Here is a 22,815-nt window from a genome sequence, read left to right on the forward strand (position 1 = left end):
TAATAATTTAGAAACTAATTATCCTAATAAAAAGATTATAACTTAATAAAAAATTGTTCTAAAATTGTTTTATATTTTAATATTTAAAATAAAAAAAGGCTTATGAAATCTATGTTTCATAAAATATTCTCTAATTCTTTGATATTAGAAATAATTTGGACATCAAGATTTTCTTTTTCAATATAACTCTCTTCTTCAGGAGTGAGTTCCGAATTGACCAGAATTGCAGACATTCCAGCATTTACTGCACCCATAATGTCCTCACTAAATTTATTACCAATCATAACTGATTTTTCGGCCTTACAGCCCATACGATTTAGAGCTTCCTCAAAAATCCGCCCATGAGGTTTTTCAAAACCAACTTCATCAGAGGTAACCACTTCATCAAAGAAGGGGTAAATTCCCAATCTAATAAGTTTTTCCCATTGTTTTATAGTGATTCCATTAGATATGACACCTAAACGATAACCTTTTGCCTTAATATTAATTAAAGTCGAAGTAGTTTCTGGAAAAGGCCTTAAAAGTGCAAATTTCACATTATGGTAATTTATCATTCCCAATGCAATTAAAAGAGGTTTTTCCTCGCCAAAAACAGTTTTAGTTAAAACATTAAAATGTTTATCATAATTAGAGCCTTTTTGGGCTATTATTTCTCTTAAAAGAGTATAAGCTTCAGAAGAAGACAAAGGCAAGCCTGCATCAATCATCATATTTAATGCTGCCTTTCTGGCAAGTTTAGCAAAACCTGAAGTGTCAAACAAAGTATCATCGATATCAAAAAAGACCGCTTTTAGCATTATCCCACCTAATTTTATATTGCGCAATTATAACTTAATAAGTTGTTGTTTTTAGGATAATATATTTTTAAACTTTTATTTTTAAAATTCATAGAATAAATTGTAAAATTAATTCATTCGTTAAATGATAATAAATGACTATATTAAAATATTAATAAAAAATAGGGCTAAAATAAAATATCTAAAAACATTCAAATAATAAAATTCTTTAATTTTTGATTAAAAAAAAGCATCTAAACTGCTTTGTTTCTCTTTTTGAGCAAGTTCAGCTAGTTTTTCTGAGGAATAACCTAGTGAATCCATAATCCTTGAGACCGCAGGTAAAACCTGGTTTTTAAGATAATACTCCGGATCATATTCCATTTTTTCAGTGTCTTCAATAGGAAATGCTCTTTTACTTATGGGAGATTTACCTTTAACAATAACATAACGAATAATAGATCCTCTCTCTATTTTCCGTCCCTTGGCAATAGATCTTTGAGCAGCAACCACATGAGGCCCAATCTGCTTGTAATCACTTAACTTCTTTGTGATTTGAGTGTGTATAACCATATCCTTCATGGCCACTTCACCCGATTTTATATCTATAATAACATTTTTAATGATTTCTCTAGCTTTTTCCGGAGAACCATCCTTTAAAATGGCCATTAAGATATCTTGCTGGGTATCTTTAGCAATAGGAGCCCAGTCTCTTCTTACAAGCTCCAGACCCTTTGCTACAATTTTTTCATTTTCAATAAGAGCATATCTCTTTTTGGTAACAAAAAAACCCCGTTTGTAAAATCCTTCATATTCCAGTTCCATGCCTTCTGGCAGGTCCTGGTTTATGAATTCTAAAAATTTATCCTTCTGGGATTGAATTTCTGCTTCCAGTTCATTCTGCAATGAGCACACCATTAATGATACCGTGTTGACCAGGCCTGGAAGTAACTCGAACTTTACCTGCACTGGTTTCCACTAAAGCACCTTTAGTTATGATGTTCCTTCTTACAAAGTTGGGATTGGCCAAGTTTTCTACAACATTTAATATTTCAGCCGTTTCAGATTTTTTGGTTGAAGGGTTCATTACATTAATTTTAGAATCATTGGATAATCTGATTTTTTCGTTTCCACCCTGAGTTCTAATTCTTCTAATTTTTCGGTCACCTATTTTGGTTTCAGCAGCTTCTCTACCGAGTTCGCACTTCTTCTTTCCTCGGTTCATTTTTGCTCGTCCACCACTAGGTTTTTTCATTGATTTTCCTTGCCAAATTGCCATTATTTCACCTTGTTAACGTTATTTTTGTAATTAATATCATCCAAAAAGACAGTTGATTCTTCCTTTTTAGAATAATATATGGAATACTTATCTAAAATTTATTAGATTTAATATCCATTTAGAAACCTTAATTAAAATTCCAAAATCAGTAAAAACTGAATTTAAAACACAACTGGTATCCTATTTAATTTATCTTATTTAAAATAATTCTATTTTAAACAATATATATCAATTATATCAATTTAATTACTTATTAAAGTTATCCATCGAACTTTAAAAATATTTTGATTGTTGGGCATATTAAAACATGAAAACCAATTAAGTTCTTAATTTCCATACACAATATTCCTAATTTTATTAATAAACCAGTATACAAATTTTTTTCGTTTATTGAAACCAGCCATATGCTAGGAAATGTGTTTTCATGTAATTTATTATAATTTAACTAAACTCATATTTAAAGTTTAAAAATTTACAATTGGTTTAAGAAGTTTATTTAATAAATTTTTTGTAACATTTAAATATTGTAAATGTTCAATCATGTAAATATCGTATAATTAAATTATGAATTAATTATAGTTGTATTTTAATTTGATATATTCTATAATAAATCTTAATTTCTATAATAAAGTTTAATCACATTTAAAACATTCAAAGGGTGAATTTCTATGAAAATTGGTATGTCCCACGGTGCTGGCGGAGAAGTAATGCAGAATTTAATCTCAGATATCATATTAAACAACATACACAATAAAAGTGTGAATGGTGGTGTAGGCCTGGATGATCTGGATGATGGGGCCTCAATTCCGCTTGGAGAATATGAAATCGTGGTAAGTACGGATGGGCACACCATAGACCCATTGTTCTTCCCAGGAGGAGACATTGGAAGAATATCAATTGCTGGAACCGTTAATGACGTTGCGGTAATGGGAGCTAAACCAATGGCCATTACCAATGCCATGATTATTCGAGAAGGGTTCCCTGGAGAAGATCTGGAAACTATAATAAAATCCATGGATGAAGTCTGTCAGGAAACCGGAGTTTCAATCATCACTGGAGATACCAAGGTCATGGAACAGGGAAAATTAGACCAGATGGTCATTGCCACAACGGGAATTGGTCTTGCTAAAAGAGGAGAAGTTAAAAGAGACTCTGGACTAGAAGTGGGGGACAAAATCATTCTCAGTGGAAGTGTAGGAGACCATGGAATGGCCCTAATGGCCTATCGTGAAGGTTTTGGATTTGAAACTGATCTAAAGTCAGATGTGGCCCCAGTATGGGGGATAGTAGAAACTGCTCTGGGAATTGGGGGAGTAACTGCTCTAAAAGACCCTACCCGTGGAGGCCTGGCCAATGCTGTCAATGAACTGGCCAGTAAATCTGGTGTGGGATTAATGCTTGATGAAGATCAAATACCACTAAAAGAACAGGTTAAAGCAGTTTCAGAAATGTTAGGAATAGATCCCTTTGATGTGGCCAATGAAGGAAAAGTAGTAATGGGTGTAAAGCCTGATGTTGCTGAGGAGACTTTAAAAGCTATTAGAAAGACCAAATACGGCTCTGAAGCACAAATTATTGGAGAAGTCACTGAAGGCCATCATGTTCTAATGGAGACTTCTTTAGGTGGAACAAGAATTTTAGAAGCACCAATTGCTGATCCCGTACCTAGAGTTTGTTAATTAGCTATTAATTAGTCTAAATCAAATTAATGAACTAATTAAAATTTTTTATTCTTTTAATTTTTATTTTAATGCATGATAATCATTAATTGTAAGTAAGAACATTTAGGAAATTATAAATATTTTCAATTCAAGATTAATTTTAACAAATAATAATTTAATACTAATATTAATAGGATTTCATCATAATTTCCATGATTGAGTTCAAATAATGAACAATAATTTTAGAATTTAAGGATGTATTAAAAAATTGAATATAAAATAGGGATTTAAATGGAAAGCTTAACTAAAAAAAGATTCTGGGCATTTATTATTGATTTCATTGTTATTACAGCACTAATGTGGATTGTAAGTGTTGTTATTTACCCCTTGGTAGTAGTAAGCGGGTATTTTACTATATTTAACTACTGGATAATTTTACTGGCTTTGGTAATTATATGTTATTTTACTTATTTAGAAGGTCATTACCCAAAAACAATAGGTAAAAGTCTAGTGGGAATCGAAGTTAAGTCAACTGATGGCGAATTAACTTACAAAAAAACATTTATCCGTAACCTATCTAAAATATTATGGATTCCTGTTTTAATTGACCTTTTATTAGGTAAGCTCATTAAAAACGGCTCTCTTAGGATATTAGATAAATATGCTAAGACACAAGTTGTTTTTGAAAGCGAAAGCCCTTAAAAATATCTAATAATACTATTCATTTTTTATTATCTTCGATTTCTTTTTGCATTCTAGTAATCAAATCAGTAGCTTTTTTATACTTCTAATTTTTATTTATGCATTAATAGGGTTTCACATATCCATTATCTTTTTACTTCCAAAAATTCAAAATTAATAATAATATGAAATTAAGTGAGGGCAAAAAATGAAGGATCATATAAATGAAGTGAAAAGTCAAGTATTAGAAAACATAGGCCTTTTAATAACAACTGCATTCGGATTAATTGCTGCATTGGCCTGGAATGAAGCAATTAAAGCTTTGATAATACAATTAATCGGAACAGGAAACGGAACAACTGGTTTATTTATTTATGCCATAATTATTACGGTATTGGCCATTATTGCAACCATAATAATTGGAAAACTTATCGCTAAGCCTGCAGTTCAAGAAGTGAGGATTGTAGAATAAAAATAAAATTAATTTTACTATTTTTTATATTATTTTTTTATTATTCTTAGTTAAAAATTATAAAACAAAAATAGGAGATAATGGGAGTTATTTAGAAATTATAATAAAAGTTCCCTGATAATCCTTTTTACATTATCTACCAAATGTACCCCTTAATTAAAAGATGAAAAGCTATCTAATCGCAATTATAAATTATCTTTATTAATAATAATATTTTTCGCAAGTGCGCTAAAGTGATAAAATGATAATGCGATTTATTTTAAGAATCTAGTTGAATGAAAATATTTTTAAATAAATACATTCCTTCTAAAAAAAAATTATCCCTAGTTCTATACAAAAATAAAGATAAAATTCCAAAGGAAAGGCCTTTATTTATCTATTAACTTCTAATTTTGCTTTCAAATATTTATAAAAAAATATTCCATTTATTTAATGATTATTCCTCGAGATATATAATAAATAATTAATACTGGTTTAGTTAAATAGATAAATTGTTAAAATAATCAATATTTTGCCAAAAGTGGGGGATTCACTTTTTTCTATTCTCAAGACAAATACTTCTTCTATAATAAAATAAGCCCCCTAAATAAGGATTTATTATAATAAATAAAAAATTAATGGGGTGAAAAGATAAAAAAACAAGAAAATAATTCTAATAAACGAATTTTAATACCATTAATCCTTTTAAGTTTAATTTTAACCTTTACTTGTATCGGTGCTGCCTCCGCAGCCCCAGGTGATACCATATATGTGAACGGATCTGGAGGAAATGACTCTTGGGATGGCCAATTAGTAAATTATAATGGTACCAGTGGGCCCAAACTCAGTATAAAAAATGCAACGGGAACAGTGAATGAAAATGGAACTGTGCACGTTGCAAACGGAGTATATTCTGGATCGGATAATACTGGCATTATTATTGATAAAAATATGGTCATTATGGGCCAAAGCCAGGACAGAACCATTATAAATGGAACTAACAACGCACAGATATTCAATATCGCCAGTGGAATAAACGTAACCATACAGTATTTAACAATAACCAACGGAAACGCAACCATCGGAGGAGCTATAGTCAATAATGGTAATTTAACTATCACTAACAATACACTCACCAATAACACCGCACTATGGGGAGGAGTCATCTGCAATAATGGTAATTTAACTATCACTAACAATACACTCACCAATAACACCGCCACATATAGTGGAGGAGCCATCTACAATAATGGTAATTTAACCATTACCCACAGCACACTCAACAACAACATCGCCACCAATGGAGGAGCTATCTTAAACTTTTATGCTTATTTAACCATTACCCACAGCATACTCAACAATAACACTGCCACATATGGAGGAGCCATCTACAACTACAACTACTACAATAATGGTAATTTAACTATCATTAACAGCATACTCAACAACAACACCGCCACACAAGGAGGAGCCATCCAAAATAATTATGGTAACATCACCATTACCCAAACCAACCTCACACAAAACACCGCCACACAAGGAGGAGCCATCCAAAATAATTATGATGGTCAATTAATTGTTAATTTTAGTCGGATTGCAGGTAACACAGCAACTTTTGGTTCTGCTATTTACAATTATAATCCAGTTAATGTAAATGCCCAGTATAATTGGTGGGGTTCTAACAATGGCCCAGTAGGAGTTAACTATGGTAATATTACTACTAATCCGTGGTTAATTCTTACTATAACTTCTAATCCGAGTGAAATATTCAATACACAAACTTCTCAAATTACCGCAGATTTATATAAAGACTCCGACGGCACAGACCACCAAAGTGAATTTTTAAAATACCCTGCACAAATACCAGTAATATTCTTAACATCTTGGGGAACTATTACTCAGTCTTCACTGGAATATGGTACAGGTACAGTCACCTATACAGCAAATGGATTAAAACCCGTTAATAATCCAGTTCAAGTATATGCAATTGTAGATAATGGATTTGCTTACACCAAGATTAATGTAGTTAAAATACCCACTCACATTGTCATGGACAATATAACCAGTTTCCCTGGCCAAAAAATCAATTTAATGGCAAATGTGACAGATCTCAATAGTACACCAGTGAATGAAGAGAATATAACTTTCAAAGTAAATGGAATCAGTGTGGGAACAGCTAACATTTTATCAGGTTTAGCTACCTTAAACTGGCAAGTACCATCTAATTGGATTGCTGGAACATACAATATAACCGCTGAATACTCGGGAACTAACTACCAAACAAATTCCACAAACAGCACACTAACACTCAACCACATACCAATCAAATTAACTTTAAACGAAGTAATGGCCTATAAAGGGAAAACTTTACAATTAACTGCTAATTTATGGGACACCTACCATAATAAGGCCATATCTGGCCAAAACGTGACATTCAAAGTTAATGGTGCCATTGTCGGATCAGGCATCACTAATTCCAATGGTATGGCCACCTTGCCTTACAATGATTTAACCGGCACAACACGTACCATAACTGCTGAATACACTGGAAACGACCAGTACAATAGTTCAACTAGTAGTGCAAAAATAATCGGAGAAAAAACCTTCACCCTAACCGTGAAAAACACAGGCAAAGCAAGAATACACGCAGTTTACTACGTCACAGTTTACAAACCAGGTACGACTAAACCAACATTTAAAAAGTATAACTTCTACCTAAACCCCGGCAAAACATCTAAATTCACCATAGGAACCTACCCCATAGGAACTGCAGTAAGCGTTGATCAATTCGTGTACAATACTGCCAGCAGCAAAAAAACAATCAGCATAACCAATACCTGGACCGCAACCGGCCTCAAAACATACACACAAAAAATCACAGTGAAAAACGCCCCAAGCAAACAAAAAAGAGCAGTTCACGCCAAAAATCGGTTCTGGATCAGCAAAAACACATTAAACGTATTAATTGTACGAAAAACGAGCCTAAAATAAAAAAATATAACATAACATATATTTTTTCTTTTCTTATTTTTTTCAATATATCAATATAAATTGCTTCAATTATTTAAAATTAAAAATTAAAGACTTATTAATGTCTTATTAAAAAATTTAGGATATTAATTGAGCTTTTATCAAACATAAAATAAAAGAATGAATTTTATATTTCAAATAATCAAAATTAATATATCAAAAATAGTTATTACGTATTCAGTCCCCGTGGGAATTCCGAAGGAGGAATATACATAATCTCAGCATATCCTTTCTTTAAAAGAAGGGCGTTGATATTCTGATTACCCACATAAACCACGGCCAAAGTCCTTCCATACTTATCATGATTTTTAGCATCATCTATATCCAGATATACTGTTTTCCCCAAACAATATGATTTCACGAAATCTTTTGCTTCTTGATATCCTGCTTGGCCCCTTTCCGGAGTGTTGACACCAGAAAAGCGTATTCTACCCACCCCAACAACATAAATGGTGTCACCATCTACCACATAATCACAGTAACCTTGTTTCTCATAATGGGCCGTAGTTGTGTTTTTGTTTAGAGAATTATTGAGATTATCTAAGCTATTTAAAGAAGAATCATTAGAAATATAATTATCTGTGTTAGAAGAAGAATCATTCCCTATGCATCCTGAAGATAAAATAGAGGATAAAATTAAACATATTATTATAATTGTAGATTTATTAAGGAAGTTTTTTATTGGCATTGTTGTAAGATTATATTATTGAAACAATATAATTATTTTTAATTAAATTTAGTATTCAGTTGTTATTTAGACATTTATTGTTTTATGGAATCCACCCAGGCCAAATATAATAAATCAATTAATTAAAAATGATTAATGGTGTTTTAAAATGAATTTTCAGGTTTCAAAAGAAAAAGAAAATCTTAGAAATCATATATGGGAATTAATAAATGAAAATGGAATTTCAAAAAGGCCTGAAGGAGATTATGGTAGGATACCTAACTTTAAAGGAGCAAAAATTGCTGCAGAAAGATTAAGTAGGACTATAGAATGGTCAAATTCTAAATTAATATTTTGCAGTCCGGATTCAGCCCAAGAATATATCAGAAAACTTGCATTAAACCAAAATAAAGATTTAATCATGGCCACCCCCAAATTAGAACATGGATATCTTTTAATTGAAGGTGAATCTTTAAAAGAAAATAATAAAGAAATAGCTTCCACCATAAAAGGGGCCTTTAAATATGGAAAATCAATATCTAAAATTCCGCATGTAGATATGGTCATAGAAGGATCCGTGGCTGTGGATATGAATGGAAATAGACTGGGGAAAGGTGGGGGTTATGCTGATAAGGAAATTTATGAATTATTAAATCAGAAATCAGTAAATAAGCAAACTCCTATGGTCACCACTATTCATCCTTTGCAAATAGTAAGTAATGTGCCCGTGGAAATCCATGATCAAAAAATTAACATTATAGTTACTCCCAATGAAGTTATTAGATTATTATTAGATCCTAAAATTGCATTGGTGAAATAAATAATAAAAATAATAAATTAATTACAATAAAAATTAATGAGTTTATTAAAGATTAATAATACATTAAATAATGAATTTATCAATTAAAATAAGGTCTGATAATGAATTTAAAAAATATTGATTGGAAAGAAATTATTATAGCCATAATATTCAGCATTATTCTTACAATTCTCCTTAAATTATCCAATATAATACCTTAAATATCACCAATTATGTCGTTTTAGGATAATAATTTATTGAATTCAACCAAAATGGCCAAAAATAAAATAAACTACAATAAAGCGGATTAATATGCACAATAAAAATTCTAAAAATCATCCTACTATTAAAGGAGCCAAAATAATAGATGGAAAATTAAATTTTCCAATAAGCTGGTTAAATCAACAGGGTTACTGTGAATATAGCATATATCTTGAATACATGGAAGGAATAAGTACATTACCCACCCCAGAAATGATGAAAGGCCAAGAAATTCACCAGGAACTGGAAGATAAATTCAAAGAAGAAGCAGTCCCCGCCACATTTGCAGAAATGATGGAACTTTCCCAAAAGGAAGAATTATTATCCCGAGAAGTATGGGTAGTTTCGCCAGAATATGGCATAAGAGGTTTTATTGATGAAATATGGTTAACTCCCGATGAATTTATTATAATCGATGATAAACCAGGTACCGTAGCCTATTATTCCACCATTAATCAAGTTTTTGGTTATTGCCTTGCATTTAAAGATCTAATTGAGATAAATAGTGAAATAAGTAATGGGCGTAAAATAAGAGCTGCTCTAAGAGAAAGAGGAACAGATAACATTTTTTGGAGTGCGGAATTTGACCCAGCAGCCGAAAAGAAGATAAAAACTCTTATTAAACGTATGCAAGATTTATTAAATGGTTCTAAGGCATTTTTACCTACAGATAATCCTCGAAAATGTGCTAAGTGCCGTTTTAGTAGTTACTGTGAATTTAAATAAATTCGCTGGATTATACTAAAATATTTTATAAAATAGAATTTTAAGACAAAATAATAATTAGATAATCAGATAGTTATAAATCAAATACCCAATATATTATATTAAAACTAAGAAAATTTAATTAATTACTCATATTAATAGGATACTTTAAATGTATCCTCTTACTAATAGTATGTTAACGACTGATTTTTGATTATTTGCTAATTTTGTTTTATTTTAAAATAGCCTTAAATAATTAATTATCATATTTTTAGAATTTGTATATTTTGTAAAATAAGGAAGATAATATGGATCAATTACTATTCAACGATTTAGATATATCAAAAGAGATTAAAAAAGCTATTGTAGACATGGGATTTGAAGAAGCTACTCCAATTCAGTCTCTCACTATTCCCATAGCATTAACCGGTAAAGATATTATTGGACAGGCCCAAACTGGTACTGGAAAAACCGCAGCATTTGGGATTCCTGTTCTAGAAAAAATTTACACTCCGGACAAAAGCGTGCAGGCCATTGTATTATGTCCTACCCGAGAATTATGTATTCAAGTAGCTGAAGAAGTAGGAAGAATTTCAGCACACATGGAAAGAGTTAAAGTACTACCAATTTATGGTGGACAGCCTATTGGAAGGCAAATCAGAGCACTCAATAAAGGAGTGCATGTTGTTATTGGTACTCCAGGAAGAGTAATCGACCACATCCAGAGAGGAACTCTTAAATTAGATGGTGTGGAAATGGTTGTTCTGGATGAAGCAGATGAAATGCTAGATATGGGATTCCGGGACGATATAGAAGAAATTCTAAGACACGTTCCTAAGAAAAGGCAGACCCTATTATTCTCTGCTACCATGTCCAAGGACATTTTAAGACTCACTAAAAAATATCAGAAAAATCCAAAACTGATTAAAGTTGCTCATCACCAACTTACTGCTCCTGAAATCGAGCAAATCTATTTTGAAGCAAAAGAAAAAATGAAGACAGAAGTACTGTCCCGTGTAATGGATGTTCACGATATTAAATTGGCCTTAGTATTCTGTAACACAAAACGCCGAGTAGATAGGTTAGTAAAAGACTTAAAAACTCGAGGATACTTCGTAGATGGTATTCACGGCGACATGAGACAGGGCCAAAGAGATAAGGTCATGAACAAATACCGTAATGGTAAAATAGACATTCTGGTGGCCACTGATGTTGCAGCCAGAGGAATCGACGTGCCTGATGTGGAAGCAGTATTCAACTACGACGTACCTAACGACAATGAATATTATGTGCACCGGATTGGTCGAACTGGACGTGCTGGTAAAAAAGGACAGGCTTTTACCTTTGTAGCAGGTAAAGAAATCTACAAATTAAGAGATATCCAAAGATTTACCAAAACTAAAATCCAACAACAACAAATTCCTTCACTAAAAGATGTTGACAAGCTTAAAACAGATATGATTCTGGAAAAAGTTAAAGCAACTATCGATAATGAAGATTTAAGTAAATGTGTTCACAACGTGGAGCGATTAATAGAAGTCGGTTATAACTCTGTAGATATATCAGCTGCCCTATTGAAGATTGCTAACGATAAAAACACTAATTAAGTAAATTTTTAATTATAAAAATTTATTTTTTAAATTTTTGTTTTAGATATTTTTTTAAATTCGATTTTATATTTTTCATTAACTATTTTCTTTTATAGAAATTTTCTTTTTAATTCATTCTTAATTATCTTTTCTAATTCCTTTGTTTGAATTAAAAATATTCTCGTTATTTATAATATAACCCCTTAAATCAATTTTTAATTATTTACACTTATTTTAATAAAATAGGTCAATTTAATTATTAAACTCATGAAAAGCTTTTTATTGGATAAAATCCCTATTAAATAAAAGTAAAAGATTAAAAGAGATTTAAATGAAATTAAAGAACACTTTAGGATTATTAGGAATAATTGGATTTTTAATTGTGGCTTACATGTTCATTGAGCCCTACTGGATTGAAACCAAGGAATTGAACATTGAATCCAGTCAAATACCATCCCAGTTCGATGGCAAGAAAATCGTTTTTATCAGTGATATTCATCACGGGCCATTTTTTGATAAAAATAGAGTCAATGATCTTGTAAATCAAGTCAATAACTTAAATCCGGACCTTATTTTATTAGGAGGGGACTATGTTAGTGGTAACTCCACCTACATTGCTCCAGTATTCTCGTCTCTGGCCAAATTAAAAGCACCTTTAGGAGTTTATGCAGTTCTAGGGAATAGTGACCCACAGTACTGGACTTTAAACACCATACCTAAATCAAATATGACCTACATTGGTAACAAAGGAACATGGATAGAGTTAAATGGTGCCCAAATCAGATTAGGTGGAGTTGGGGATTATAACAATGGTGCTCAAATACAAAATGCCACTATAGGTCCAGTTACCGCGCAGGATTTTGTTATTTTATTATCACACAATCCGGATTATTTCCCCGAAGTAAATAAAAACAAAGTGGACCTAGTATTATCTGGCCATACCCATGGAGGACAAGTAACATTTTTTGGCCTTTTGGCTCCGGTTGTTTATTCAGATTATGGAAATAAATATCGTACCGGAATTATAAATGAAGATAACTCTACTATGATTGTGAGTAATGGAATAGGAACCGTTTACGCACCTATCAGGTTCTTTGCCAGACCTCAGATATATGTAATAACCCTAAAAAGAACCACTTAATTTTTTATTTTATAGTTATGATTTTTTATTTATTTTATTATTGAGAATCAAAAAGAATTAGAATAGATATATGACATTAAATAAAATCAAACAGGATGAAAATAATTATAAATCAAACAATTAGTCAATCTGCAAATCTTTTTTGAAATTCTCAAATCCTATTTTTTCTATATAATACCCCAGCCGTCTTTTGGTGTCTACTTTCCCATAATAATTAAAAATTTTATCAATTAATTCAATAGCATCCTCATGACAAAGGTTTTTTGCAATTTTTTCCCCAATCATAGGTTTTCTTCCACTATTACCCCCAACCATAACATTCCAACCATTTTTGTGCCAATTAGACCAATATCCCTGACAGCAGACATAGCACAGGAGTTTGGACATCCACTTACTCCAATTTTAGCCTTATTAGGCAAAGAACTTCCCATAAATTTATCATCAATGGCCATTCCCATCTTAATAGTATCCTGTTCCCCTTTTTTACAATGAATTATTCCTGGACAGAATTTAGAAGATCTCACCACTTTGCCAATGAATCCACCAGGTTTCATACCTAATTCTTTCCAAATATCATCAAGATTATCTTTGGGCAGACCAATAACAGCAACTCTTTGTTCAGGAGTAATTTTAAATGTTTTAGCATTATATTTCTCTGCTATATCTACCATTTTTTTCAAATCTTCCACTGAAATGATACCACCAGGAAGATAAGGAATTATTGCATAAGTTTTCATGTCTCTTTGTAGTGCAGCACCTTTTTCAGGAATATTTTCTAACATAATATTGCTTTATATAATTTAATTATACATTTATTATTGAATAATAATTTAATAGATTAAGATTAATAAACCTGATTTAAGCACTTAATTAATAAATAATTTGATTAAAAACTTTTTAATATCATCATGAATAATTTCAAATAATAATTTAAGCATTCCATATTCACTGGAATCATAATGAATCATAATATTATTATAGATACTAATATCTGGTTTAAATAACAAATATTATATTAATTCAGGAGTATTAAATCAAATGTTTATTCAGGGGATTAAAATGATAAAAAAAGCAGAACTGGTGGAACAGATAGAAAAAACAGACCTTGAAATTGCTAATAGTTCTAAAGATACTTGGGAAAAGAATATTTATTTAGATGATGAAAAAGTCCTAATTGTTGGATATGAAAAAGAAGAAAACTTTGAAAAGGAAGATCCTGAAGAAGAAACTGTTACTACCTATATCTGGTATTGGGAGTTAAGAAATTCTGAAAACTGGGAACTGCTATTTGAAAATCGCAACCAAAAGTTTAGCTTTTGCGAATCAGAGCATGGAACATTCAGTGATGATGACAAAATAGAAGATGTAGTGGGAGATATTGATGAAGGAGAAATATGCACCTGGAGTGAACAGGACCATATCGAAGACATTTCCGATGAAATTGCGGATGTAACCATGGAATGGTTAAAAAAACTTTAATTAATCCTGCTTTAAAAAAGTCTTAAAAGATATAAAATAAGAAAAAATTGAATAAAAATAAAAAATTATTCCTCTTTTTTCTCATCAAGGCCCCATTTTTTTCTAAATTTCAATTTCTGCTTGGCATTCATCCAGTGGCTACCATCACAATAAGGTTTGTTTTCTGATTTACCGCAGCGACACAGAGTTACCCTATTCCGGATTTCATATTCTGTTCCATCAGCAGATTCAATGGTAACTCCACCCCTGACCCATATTGGTCCTTCACAGCTCTTTTGAGGGTCATGTATAAGTACAATAGAAGGTTCATATTCTTTTTCAAAAGCTTGACCTGTTTTTTTGTCCCACAACACCAGTCTCCCAGAAGGACAGACCATAGCCTCTTCAATGGCTATTTGACGAGCTTCTGGATCATTTGATTTTTTTATATTCTCTCTTATGCCCCCTGCCCTTAGACAAAACCGGGAATGGTCGCAAAATTCATATAAATCAGTTAATTTGAGCTCAGGGCCTTCAAATATATCTGCTTTTTCCATATAAGTTTTTTTACGGGCATTTTCGGTTCCATCGAAACCAGCTGCAGTATGAGTTCCATCACAATATGGCTTTTTTTTAGACTCGCCACAACGGCATAAAGTATAAGTTTCTTGTGGGGGAAATTGACGAATATCCTGTAATTCCCTGGTGTGTCCTGCCTCATCAGTAATTAATTTCTGTTCATAAAGGGGAACCCCACCAGTAACAATATATGGGCCATTTTTAGTTATTTTAATTTTCATTTTATCTTTTTCAGCCATATGAATCCTTTATTAATTATATTTCATTTATTATTTTTAATTAATTGTTTGTAAAATAAAAAAATAAAAAAATTTTTTAAAAAATAATTTTTATTTTCCTTTAACAACATTATTACTGTTTCTTTTAGCCTTTGCTGCAAAAATACCTATGAAACACATTATAGTGAAAATTGTGAAACAGATAGGTATGCTTTTTAATAGAATAGCATATGATTCTGGTGAAATAACAACCCTACCCATTACAAAAGCAAAAACTAGAGTTACAATCCCAACACTGAATGTCTGACCTATTAAACGCATGGAACTAACCGTAGCAGATGCTATTCCATAGTATTTTCTCTCTACCGAGCCCATAATAGCATTGGTATTAGGTGAAGAAAACAATCCAAAACCAAGACCCAGAATCATTAAAGCCACAATAATTAGCTCCAAACTAGTATTTTGATTGATTAATGAAAGAATAAAAAGTCCCACTGTGGTAATGGCCATTCCCATAGTAGCTAAAAGTTGTGGATCTTTTTTATCAGAAAGACGACCAGCCATAGGTGCTACAATAGCCATTATTATGGGTTGGGCCACCAGAATCAGTCCTGTAGTCTGGGCATCAAATGCTTTAATGTATTGTAAGTAGTAGCTCAAAAGAAGAGACACTGCAAAGGTTGAACTGTAATTTATTAATGCAGCCAAGCTGGAAAATGCAAAAGTATAATTTTTAAAGAGTTTCATATTGAATACCGGGCTAGAATGACTTAATTCCCACTTTACAAATGTTAATAATAATAAAACTCCTATTAAAAGCATCCAGATTCCGGATGTATCTGGAAGAAGTGAAAATCCATACATCAACAAAAATAGTGCAACAGAATAAAATGCGGAGCCAATAAAATCGAATTTCTCGCCCTTAGCATCAGCCCACTCGTCTTTGAGTTTACCCAGTACAATGGCCAGAGTTAAAATACCAATAGGTACTGTGAACCAGAATATGCTAGGCCATCCTAAATAATAGGTAAATAATCCGCCCAATACTGGACCTAATGACAGTCCAATATAAACTACAGCTATATTTATCCCAATTACTTTTCCTCTGTCTTGAGGAGGATAAACCCGAGTTAAAAGGGCCAGACCTGTTACAAACATCATGGCAGATCCAATTCCCTGGAAAACCCTGAAAATGATTAAATCCATGGCATTAGGTGCCAATGCAGATAAAATCGAGAAAACAGTGAAAATAAGCATTCCATAGGTAAATATTTTTTTCATACCATATATTTCAGATATTCTACCAAATGGAACGGCAAATATAGCTGCTGCCAGAAGATATGAAGCAGGTATCCAGTTTTGAACTATAGCATCAATTTTAAACTGTGCTGCTATAGCAGGAAGAGCAACATTCACTGATGCACCCATAAATGGAGTTAAAAAAGATGAAAGGGCAGCTATAATGAGCACATAATGTTTCACTGATATTTTCTGCATGTTTTATCTCCAATGATTAAAATATGCCTATTAATAATATATATTTTCTTATAAAACAAGATTTTTTTTAATTGATAATAAACCCTAAAAAATATTTTTCTTTAAATTATTGAATATATTTACATTCCTTTATTTTAGCCAAAATACTTGGTCACATGGAATAAAATAAAGTTAAAATATATGATATTATAATTAAAATTACTCAAATAGACTGATTAAATTAAGTTTGAGTTGATGCTATGAAAGAAGGTGAAAACTGCGGGAAAAAATTTAATAAAGAAGATTTTTATAAATTAAAATTTAAATAAGAATTTATAGGGCATTTTACAGACGAAATATGGCATTTTAATGAATTAACCATTTGCCCAGAATGTTTTTAATCCAGCAAAGAAAAATGTTATTCCTGATAAAACTTAAGATTATTCTAATGAATCAACTAATATAATAAATAAAGCTAAAACTTCTAAAAAACATCACAAATAATTATTCAACTAATTTAATTAATTTAATATCATTTAAAATTCTAATTAAAATAATGAAAAAAGAGAATATAAAATTTATTAACTACTATTAATTTTAATTCTATAATCTGTTAAAAAAGAGAATATAAAATTCCTCTTAAAATATTAAAAGGAATTATTTTTTAATGAAAGGGGCTTCCAATCCGGCCATTTTCACACCAGTTAGGACTGATGACTCGATAGTTAATGCACGAAGATCGTCCTTTTCCAGTTTGCTCACATCAGTATTTCCTGCCTGCTGGGTAAGCATGCAAGCTTCTTCAGTCATGGCTTCTATGTAGCGGGCCACCTTTTTACCACCTTCCACATAGTCCAGTCTCCTTCTAAATTGAGGATTCTGTGTAGCAATACCTTTCCTACAGGTTCCAGTGTAACACTTTTGACAAACACGGCAGCCTATGGAAACAAGCGCCGAAGTTGCGATGTATGCTGCATCTGCACCTAAAGCAATGGCCTTGGCCACATCTGCACCATTTCTGATACCTCCTGCAGCTACAAGACTTACTTTTTCCCTCAGGTTGATATGTTTTAATGCTTCATCTGCTTCCACAATTCCTGCAATAGTTGGAACACCAGAGTGTTCAGTTACTATATCCGGACCAGCACCAGTTCCTCCCTGCATACCATCCACTACAATTATGTCTGCTCCAGCTTTAGCAGCGATTTTTACATCGTCACTAACTCTTCCAGAGGTGAATTTAACCATGATTGGAACTTTCCAGTCGCTGATTTCTCTTAACTGAGAAATCTTCATGCTCAAATCTTCTGGACCTACAATATCCATGTGTCGGGCCGGGCTTAGAGCATCACTTCCTTCAGGAATCATTCGTATTTTAGATACCTCTGCGGTAACTTTTTCACCTAAAAGGTGTCCTCCCATACCTGATTTTGCTCCCTGACCAATTTTAATCTCAATGGCCTCTGAATTGTTCAGGTATTCTGCAGATACACCAAATCGACCAGATGCATATTGGGCAATTAATTTAGAAGCATATTTACGTTCTTCTGGAAGCATTCCACCTTCACCAGTGTTGGTAGCTGTTCCAGCAAGAGTAGCTCCCATAGCCAGAGCAATTTTGGCTTCTTTACTTAGTGCACCAAATGACATGGCGGCAATCATAATAGGTGTGTCCAGTACCAGTGGGTTTTCAGCGTAACGACTTCCTAAAACCACTTTGGTGTTGCATGGTTCCCGATACTTATCAATAGGCGGCCTGGAAACCTGGGCCGGTACAATTACCAGATCATCAAATGTAGGTATGATACGGGTTGCACCACATCCCCTAACTTTGTAGGATCCTTCGTTAGATTTTCTCTGTATTTCCAATAGATCTGAGAATGACCAAACATTACGAGTATCTTCTGGCACTGCATTTACTTCAATTGCATCGTTAGGACACATTTCTTCACATATACGGCATCCCACACAGTTTTCATGGTGAAGTGGGTAAGGTTGATCCCCAACTATTTCATAAACATCATGAGGACAGTTGTTATAACAGGAGTAACAGTTTTTACATTGACTTTCGTCCCGGTTGTCACATAAGTACCAGCAGCATCCAGGCCTGTCAAAATTTCTCATACAGAGCTCTTTACTTCTTTCTACTTTGAAAGGCATTATGATCCCCCATTAGATTTTAATTTATTGGATCCTGATTCACTAAATGAATTATTTTTTAATGAATTATTTTGTTCAGCTTTTAATGGTTTAAAAATGGGACAAGCAGAATATTTAGTCCCTGAAGCTTTAACAATTGCCTCCACATCACCAGTAAGTCCGGGTTTTGGTTTCCATGGGTCATGGGCACTTTTATCTACTATTAATGCCTCTTCAACTACTTTGCTAGAAACTGCAAAGCTTAATATAGAAGTAACAACTCCCCCATCCTGACCCTGGAACATGGCAGCCTTGGCAGAGACTATTTTAATATAATCTCCAAAGGCAGATTTTTCAGCGTCATGACTAACCATATTATCCGGAACGTAAGTTCTAGGACAGGCCACATAACAGGCATTACAACCTTCTGGGCATTTTCCTTTTACTTCTGGTTTTCTACCATTTATTTCTACAATATTTTCAGGACATGACAATAAACAGGCCCCACAAAGAACGCATGCACCAACATCAATAACATCGCTTTTAAGGTCTGCAAATTGACTATCTGCAATTTCTTCCAAGTATTCTCCTTCAGGCATTATTCTCCAGTATAAAACTGGGCGAGCCATGTTTTCCCGTTTTTTAATTTCTTTTAAGTTTTCAGATTTCTTTTTAAGGGCTAATCTTTCCATTAGTTTAATACCGGAATCAGAAATAGGTTTAGTTTCAATGTACTTAGCTTCCTCAGCATTTTCCATTAATTCTAATCCTTTTTCATTACGAATTATGACTGTGGACCATCCTTCTGGTGATCCGACCGAACCTACTGACAAGTCAGACTGTTCAGAAGTGAAGTCCATACATATCTGGCAGCTCTTTCGGATGCAAGTTTTAGCTTCATCTAAAGATATTTTGAATACTTGATCTTCAGTGAGATATAACCATAAATAGCCCTTTTCAATACGACACTGGTTCACATCCTTTAAATCAATGTCGTGCTTTTTCAAAAGTTCCTTCAAATAACTGTAGGAAAAGTTTTCCATACAGAAAAGGCCTATTTTCAAATCTATTGGTAAATCTCCCAAATGACCCGAATAATCATCCATAATAGAAGCGGCCATTATTTGGCAGGGGGTTCCGGTCATAGCGATTTTCTCCGAACAATTGCCCGCTTGTATTTCAGCTTGATTTTTAACAGAGTTATTATTCATTATCCTTCCTCCGAATCTTGACCATAGAACGGTCTTTTACTCCTTGGGACTATTTTACGGAAGTTATCATATTTTGAATCATCTAATTCAAAACCATAAGAAGGTAAGAGTTCCTTCAATTCCTTTTTATCTTCCTCGTCTATTTCTTCTATTTTAGCATTTTTTCCCAGGCTCTTAATTTCACCTAGAACGTAAATAGCTCCCCTTATGATAGATTCTCCTGCATCTTCAGCCAAATCACCCAGGATGATAATTCTACCACCCATCATAAATATACCCGTCATAAATCCAGAATTTCCACCGATAATTACGGTTCCATTCTTCATTATTTCTCCAGTACGAGATCCAACATCCCTTCGTACCACTACAGTTCCACCATATATTCCCTGACCTACACCATCTCCAGCAGACCCTTCAACAATCACTTCGCCCTCAGTCATGTTATCTGCTGGAAACCATCCTGCATTACCATTTATTTTTATACGAGCGTTGTGAGTCATAGTTCCTACAAAGTATCCTGCCGAACCTTCAATGACTAGTTCCACATCATTTGTAAGGCCAGCAGCAAGGTAATGCTTGGCATCAGGATTTTTCAGGATAATTCTATCATATTCCTGACTCATATCCCGTATAGCACGGTTTATTTCCCTGGGAGTTTTTGATTGAGCGTCAATTTCTATTTCCCTCATTAAATCACCTTCATATATAATCATGCGAATAATATCAAATTTAAATTATTAAATTTCGTAAACCCTAACTTCTCCAGGGGAAATCTGTTCCACATTCTGAGTATCCATTACTTCTCTCAGGGAAACTTCTTCTGAGGCGATGGCAAATACATCATCGTTTTCAGACATTACTCCCGGACGAAGTCCCAGTTGATCTTTGGCAATTCCTACACCATTAGGAGTCCCTATAATGTAAGAAAACGGCCCATCCATGTCTTTAACAGATTGTTCCAGAGCTTCTTCTAAAGAATATCCATTGTCCAATTTATCGGCCACATAATGCACAATACATTCCGTATCATTATTAGTTTCAAATATGTGTCCTTTACGTTCCAGAGGGTCCCTTATTTTCCAGTAGTTAGTTATCTGGCCGTTGTGAACAACAGTTATGTCAGGTATAATATAGGTCTGGAAAGGGTGGGCGTGATATCTATCTACCAGACTTTCAGTGGAAAATCGAGTGTGGCCAATAGCATGAGTTCCCATTTTTGACCAGGTGTCATATCTATCCGCAATTTCTAAGACAGAGCCTACATCTTTAATCATTTCAAATGAATGACTACCATTTAGTACCATAACATCTTCCAGTTTGTCAATATCCATAATCAGGGGTTTTAACTGGGAAAATTCATTCAGAGAAATTTTACATCGATAGATGTTGAAATTTTCCACAGAAGGAATTATTTCTTCAGATTTTATAGGGCTAACAAATTCCACTATTTCTTTAACAGATTCAATTAGTCCTGGTCTTTCTTTAACTTCAATATTGAGTAAATACTCGTTATTTTCAAGGCCTAATCCCCCATATAGAGAAAACCCTGCGGAATCAGGACCTCTGTGTTGTAGAGCATTTAGCATTTTTGTCATGTCGCTTCCCACGGGGTGAAGCTTTTTATCTTTATAAACTACGCCTGCAATTCCACACACTATAATACCTCCTTTATAAAGTATTCATGTAATCTAGTATCTTCAGTAAGTTCTGGATGAAATGCCAGGGCCATATTTTTCCCCTGCTTCACCCCAATAATTATATCATCAATTTTAGAAATTATCTGAACATCCTCCCATACTTTTTCTATGGCCGGGGCTCGGATGAAAACTCCAGTATATTTTCCACCTAATATCTCTATTTCTTGCTCAAAAGAATCTTTTTGACGGCCAAAAGCATTTCTTTTGACTCGCATATCCATTAAATCTAACAAAGGTTGTTCATAATCAGTTTCTTTAGCCAATAGCACCATTCCAGCACAAGTTCCAAAAACTGGAATCTTATTTTGAATTATAATATCTTTTATTCCATTTTCCACCATCAATTTACCAATGACAGTGCTTTCTCCACCAGATATTATTATTCCATTACATTGAGAAGCATCTTCAGCCGTTCTCACATTCAGTAACTGGTATTCAACTTTCAGATTTTCCAGAGCTTTCTGAGCAATCTGAAAATGCTCTGAAACATCTCCCTGCAAATTTAAGATTCCAATTCGTATCATTTTTGCTCCTTCACTATTTTTGATGGGTTTTTTATAAGATTATGAATTAGATTTACCTATTATAGTTAAAGATAAGCTGTAATTTTATAAAATCATAATCTAAGTAATCACATATTATTTAAATAATGATATATAAACCTACCGGAAAATCATTGCCGACTGGAGTTATTTTCTGAATTTTGATTTCTATATTCCAGTATTAATGTACAATGTTCAGAAATATATTAGTTAAATATAGTATAACTGAACGATGATATAAATATTTGCTTCGATTTTTAAAAATATTTAGTAAACAAAATAAGTATAAATTATTGTATTTCTAAAGTAATTATACTTAAATTATCATATAACTAAACTAAAAATCAAAAAATAGTAAATTTTTTTAAACATTATTCAAATTATATAAAATTATCAAAAAATTAAGGTAATATTCAATCATTTATTAATAAAAATATTATATCCTACATTATGCT

The 22,815-nt window shown here is 32.7% G+C and carries 22 protein-coding genes; 9 read left to right on the top strand and 13 right to left on the bottom strand.

What is annotated here, in order from left to right:
- Positions 1-116 precede the first annotated feature (116 nt).
- The 3 genes from Q7I96_01585 to Q7I96_01595 form a co-directional block, all read right to left on the bottom strand.
- Positions 117-797 (bottom strand): TIGR02253 family HAD-type hydrolase, encoded by a 681-nt coding sequence (locus tag Q7I96_01585; protein MDO9626303.1) that lies wholly within the window; start codon positions 795-797, stop codon positions 117-119.
- A gap of 219 nt (positions 798-1,016) precedes the next feature.
- A complete protein-coding gene (locus tag Q7I96_01590) occupies positions 1,017-1,694 on the bottom strand; it encodes a DNA polymerase domain-containing protein (protein MDO9626304.1) in 678 nt (225 codons plus the stop codon).
- Entirely contained in the window at positions 1,672-2,055 is a 384-nt protein-coding gene (locus tag Q7I96_01595; protein MDO9626305.1) for a 30S ribosomal protein S8e, read from the bottom strand. Before Q7I96_01595 ends, Q7I96_01590 begins: the two co-directional genes overlap by 23 nt.
- Positions 2,056-2,717: 662 nt before the next feature.
- Here Q7I96_01595 and hypE point away from each other — a divergent pair.
- The 4 genes from hypE to Q7I96_01615 all read left to right on the top strand — a co-directional run bounded on the left by hypE (position 2,718) and on the right by Q7I96_01615 (position 7,839).
- On the top strand, positions 2,718-3,734 hold the full coding sequence (gene hypE, locus Q7I96_01600; protein MDO9626306.1) for a hydrogenase expression/formation protein HypE: 1,017 nt from the start codon (positions 2,718-2,720) through the stop codon (positions 3,732-3,734).
- Between the two features lie 273 nt (positions 3,735-4,007).
- Positions 4,008-4,418: an RDD family protein gene (locus Q7I96_01605; protein ID MDO9626307.1), complete on the top strand. Its 411-nt coding sequence runs from the start codon at positions 4,008-4,010 to the stop codon at positions 4,416-4,418.
- A 187-nt stretch (positions 4,419-4,605) separates the two neighbouring features.
- Positions 4,606-4,869: a DUF5654 family protein gene (locus tag Q7I96_01610; GenBank protein MDO9626308.1), complete on the top strand. Its 264-nt coding sequence runs from the start codon at positions 4,606-4,608 to the stop codon at positions 4,867-4,869.
- Positions 4,870-5,619: 750 nt separating this feature from the next.
- The gene (locus Q7I96_01615; protein ID MDO9626309.1) at positions 5,620-7,839 is read left to right on the top strand and encodes an Ig-like domain-containing protein; all 2,220 of its coding nucleotides are present in this window, start codon (positions 5,620-5,622) and stop codon (positions 7,837-7,839) included.
- A gap of 208 nt (positions 7,840-8,047) precedes the next feature.
- On the opposite strand, the gene Q7I96_01620 is transcribed toward Q7I96_01615, so the two are convergent.
- Positions 8,048-8,566, bottom strand: a complete 519-nt coding sequence (locus Q7I96_01620; protein MDO9626310.1) for a thermonuclease family protein — start codon at positions 8,564-8,566, stop codon at positions 8,048-8,050.
- A gap of 148 nt (positions 8,567-8,714) precedes the next feature.
- Between Q7I96_01620 and Q7I96_01625 the strand changes: the two genes are divergently transcribed.
- The 4 genes from Q7I96_01625 (at position 8,715) to Q7I96_01640 (ending at position 13,040) form a co-directional block, all read left to right on the top strand.
- On the top strand, positions 8,715-9,365 hold the full coding sequence (locus Q7I96_01625) for a 5-formyltetrahydrofolate cyclo-ligase (GenBank protein MDO9626311.1): 651 nt from the start codon (positions 8,715-8,717) through the stop codon (positions 9,363-9,365).
- A gap of 291 nt (positions 9,366-9,656) precedes the next feature.
- Entirely contained in the window at positions 9,657-10,331 is a 675-nt protein-coding gene (locus tag Q7I96_01630) for a Dna2/Cas4 domain-containing protein (GenBank protein ID MDO9626312.1), read from the top strand.
- 287 nt (positions 10,332-10,618) lie between these two features.
- On the top strand, positions 10,619-11,917 hold the full coding sequence (locus Q7I96_01635) for a DEAD/DEAH box helicase (protein MDO9626313.1): 1,299 nt from the start codon (positions 10,619-10,621) through the stop codon (positions 11,915-11,917).
- A 313-nt stretch (positions 11,918-12,230) separates the two neighbouring features.
- A complete protein-coding gene (locus Q7I96_01640; GenBank protein MDO9626314.1) occupies positions 12,231-13,040 on the top strand; it encodes a metallophosphoesterase in 810 nt (269 codons plus the stop codon).
- A 120-nt stretch (positions 13,041-13,160) separates the two neighbouring features.
- On the opposite strand, the gene Q7I96_01645 is transcribed toward Q7I96_01640, so the two are convergent.
- Both Q7I96_01645 and Q7I96_01650 read right to left on the bottom strand, forming a co-directional pair.
- Entirely contained in the window at positions 13,161-13,355 is a 195-nt protein-coding gene (locus Q7I96_01645) for a hypothetical protein (GenBank protein ID MDO9626315.1), read from the bottom strand.
- On the bottom strand, positions 13,322-13,822 hold the full coding sequence (locus Q7I96_01650; protein MDO9626316.1) for an NAD(P)/FAD-dependent oxidoreductase: 501 nt from the start codon (positions 13,820-13,822) through the stop codon (positions 13,322-13,324). Before Q7I96_01650 ends, Q7I96_01645 begins: the two co-directional genes overlap by 34 nt.
- A 277-nt stretch (positions 13,823-14,099) precedes the next feature.
- Between Q7I96_01650 and Q7I96_01655 the strand changes: the two genes are divergently transcribed.
- The gene (locus tag Q7I96_01655) at positions 14,100-14,519 is read left to right on the top strand and encodes a hypothetical protein (GenBank protein ID MDO9626317.1); all 420 of its coding nucleotides are present in this window, start codon (positions 14,100-14,102) and stop codon (positions 14,517-14,519) included.
- A 65-nt stretch (positions 14,520-14,584) separates the two neighbouring features.
- Here Q7I96_01655 and Q7I96_01660 read toward each other — a convergent pair whose 3' ends face one another.
- The 7 genes from Q7I96_01660 to pdxT all read right to left on the bottom strand — a co-directional run bounded on the left by Q7I96_01660 (position 14,585) and on the right by pdxT (position 22,342).
- Positions 14,585-15,316 carry a CDGSH iron-sulfur domain-containing protein gene (locus Q7I96_01660; GenBank protein MDO9626318.1) on the bottom strand — a complete coding sequence of 244 codons (732 nt, stop codon included), beginning with the start codon at positions 15,314-15,316 and terminating at the stop codon, positions 14,585-14,587.
- A 90-nt stretch (positions 15,317-15,406) separates the two neighbouring features.
- Positions 15,407-16,792, bottom strand: a complete 1,386-nt coding sequence (locus Q7I96_01665) for an MFS transporter (protein MDO9626319.1) — start codon at positions 16,790-16,792, stop codon at positions 15,407-15,409.
- 636 nt (positions 16,793-17,428) lie between these two features.
- Positions 17,429-18,931 (bottom strand): glutamate synthase-related protein, encoded by a 1,503-nt coding sequence (locus Q7I96_01670; protein ID MDO9626320.1) that lies wholly within the window; start codon positions 18,929-18,931, stop codon positions 17,429-17,431.
- Positions 18,931-20,121 (bottom strand): Coenzyme F420 hydrogenase/dehydrogenase, beta subunit C-terminal domain, encoded by a 1,191-nt coding sequence (locus Q7I96_01675; GenBank protein MDO9626321.1) that lies wholly within the window; start codon positions 20,119-20,121, stop codon positions 18,931-18,933. Before Q7I96_01675 ends, Q7I96_01670 begins: the two co-directional genes overlap by 1 nt.
- Positions 20,121-20,810 (bottom strand): GXGXG domain-containing protein, encoded by a 690-nt coding sequence (locus tag Q7I96_01680; GenBank protein MDO9626322.1) that lies wholly within the window; start codon positions 20,808-20,810, stop codon positions 20,121-20,123. Before Q7I96_01680 ends, Q7I96_01675 begins: the two co-directional genes overlap by 1 nt.
- 48 nt (positions 20,811-20,858) lie before the next feature.
- Positions 20,859-21,776 (bottom strand): glutamine amidotransferase, encoded by a 918-nt coding sequence (locus tag Q7I96_01685; GenBank protein MDO9626323.1) that lies wholly within the window; start codon positions 21,774-21,776, stop codon positions 20,859-20,861.
- Complete coding sequence (gene pdxT / locus Q7I96_01690) at positions 21,776-22,342, bottom strand: pyridoxal 5'-phosphate synthase glutaminase subunit PdxT (protein MDO9626324.1); 567 nt, start codon at positions 22,340-22,342, stop codon at positions 21,776-21,778. Before pdxT ends, Q7I96_01685 begins: the two co-directional genes overlap by 1 nt.
- Positions 22,343-22,815: the final 473 nt, after the last annotated feature.

This window comes from Methanobacteriaceae archaeon, assembly GCA_030656015.1.
In the GTDB taxonomy this organism is placed as follows: Archaea; Methanobacteriota; Methanobacteria; order Methanobacteriales; family Methanobacteriaceae; genus UBA349.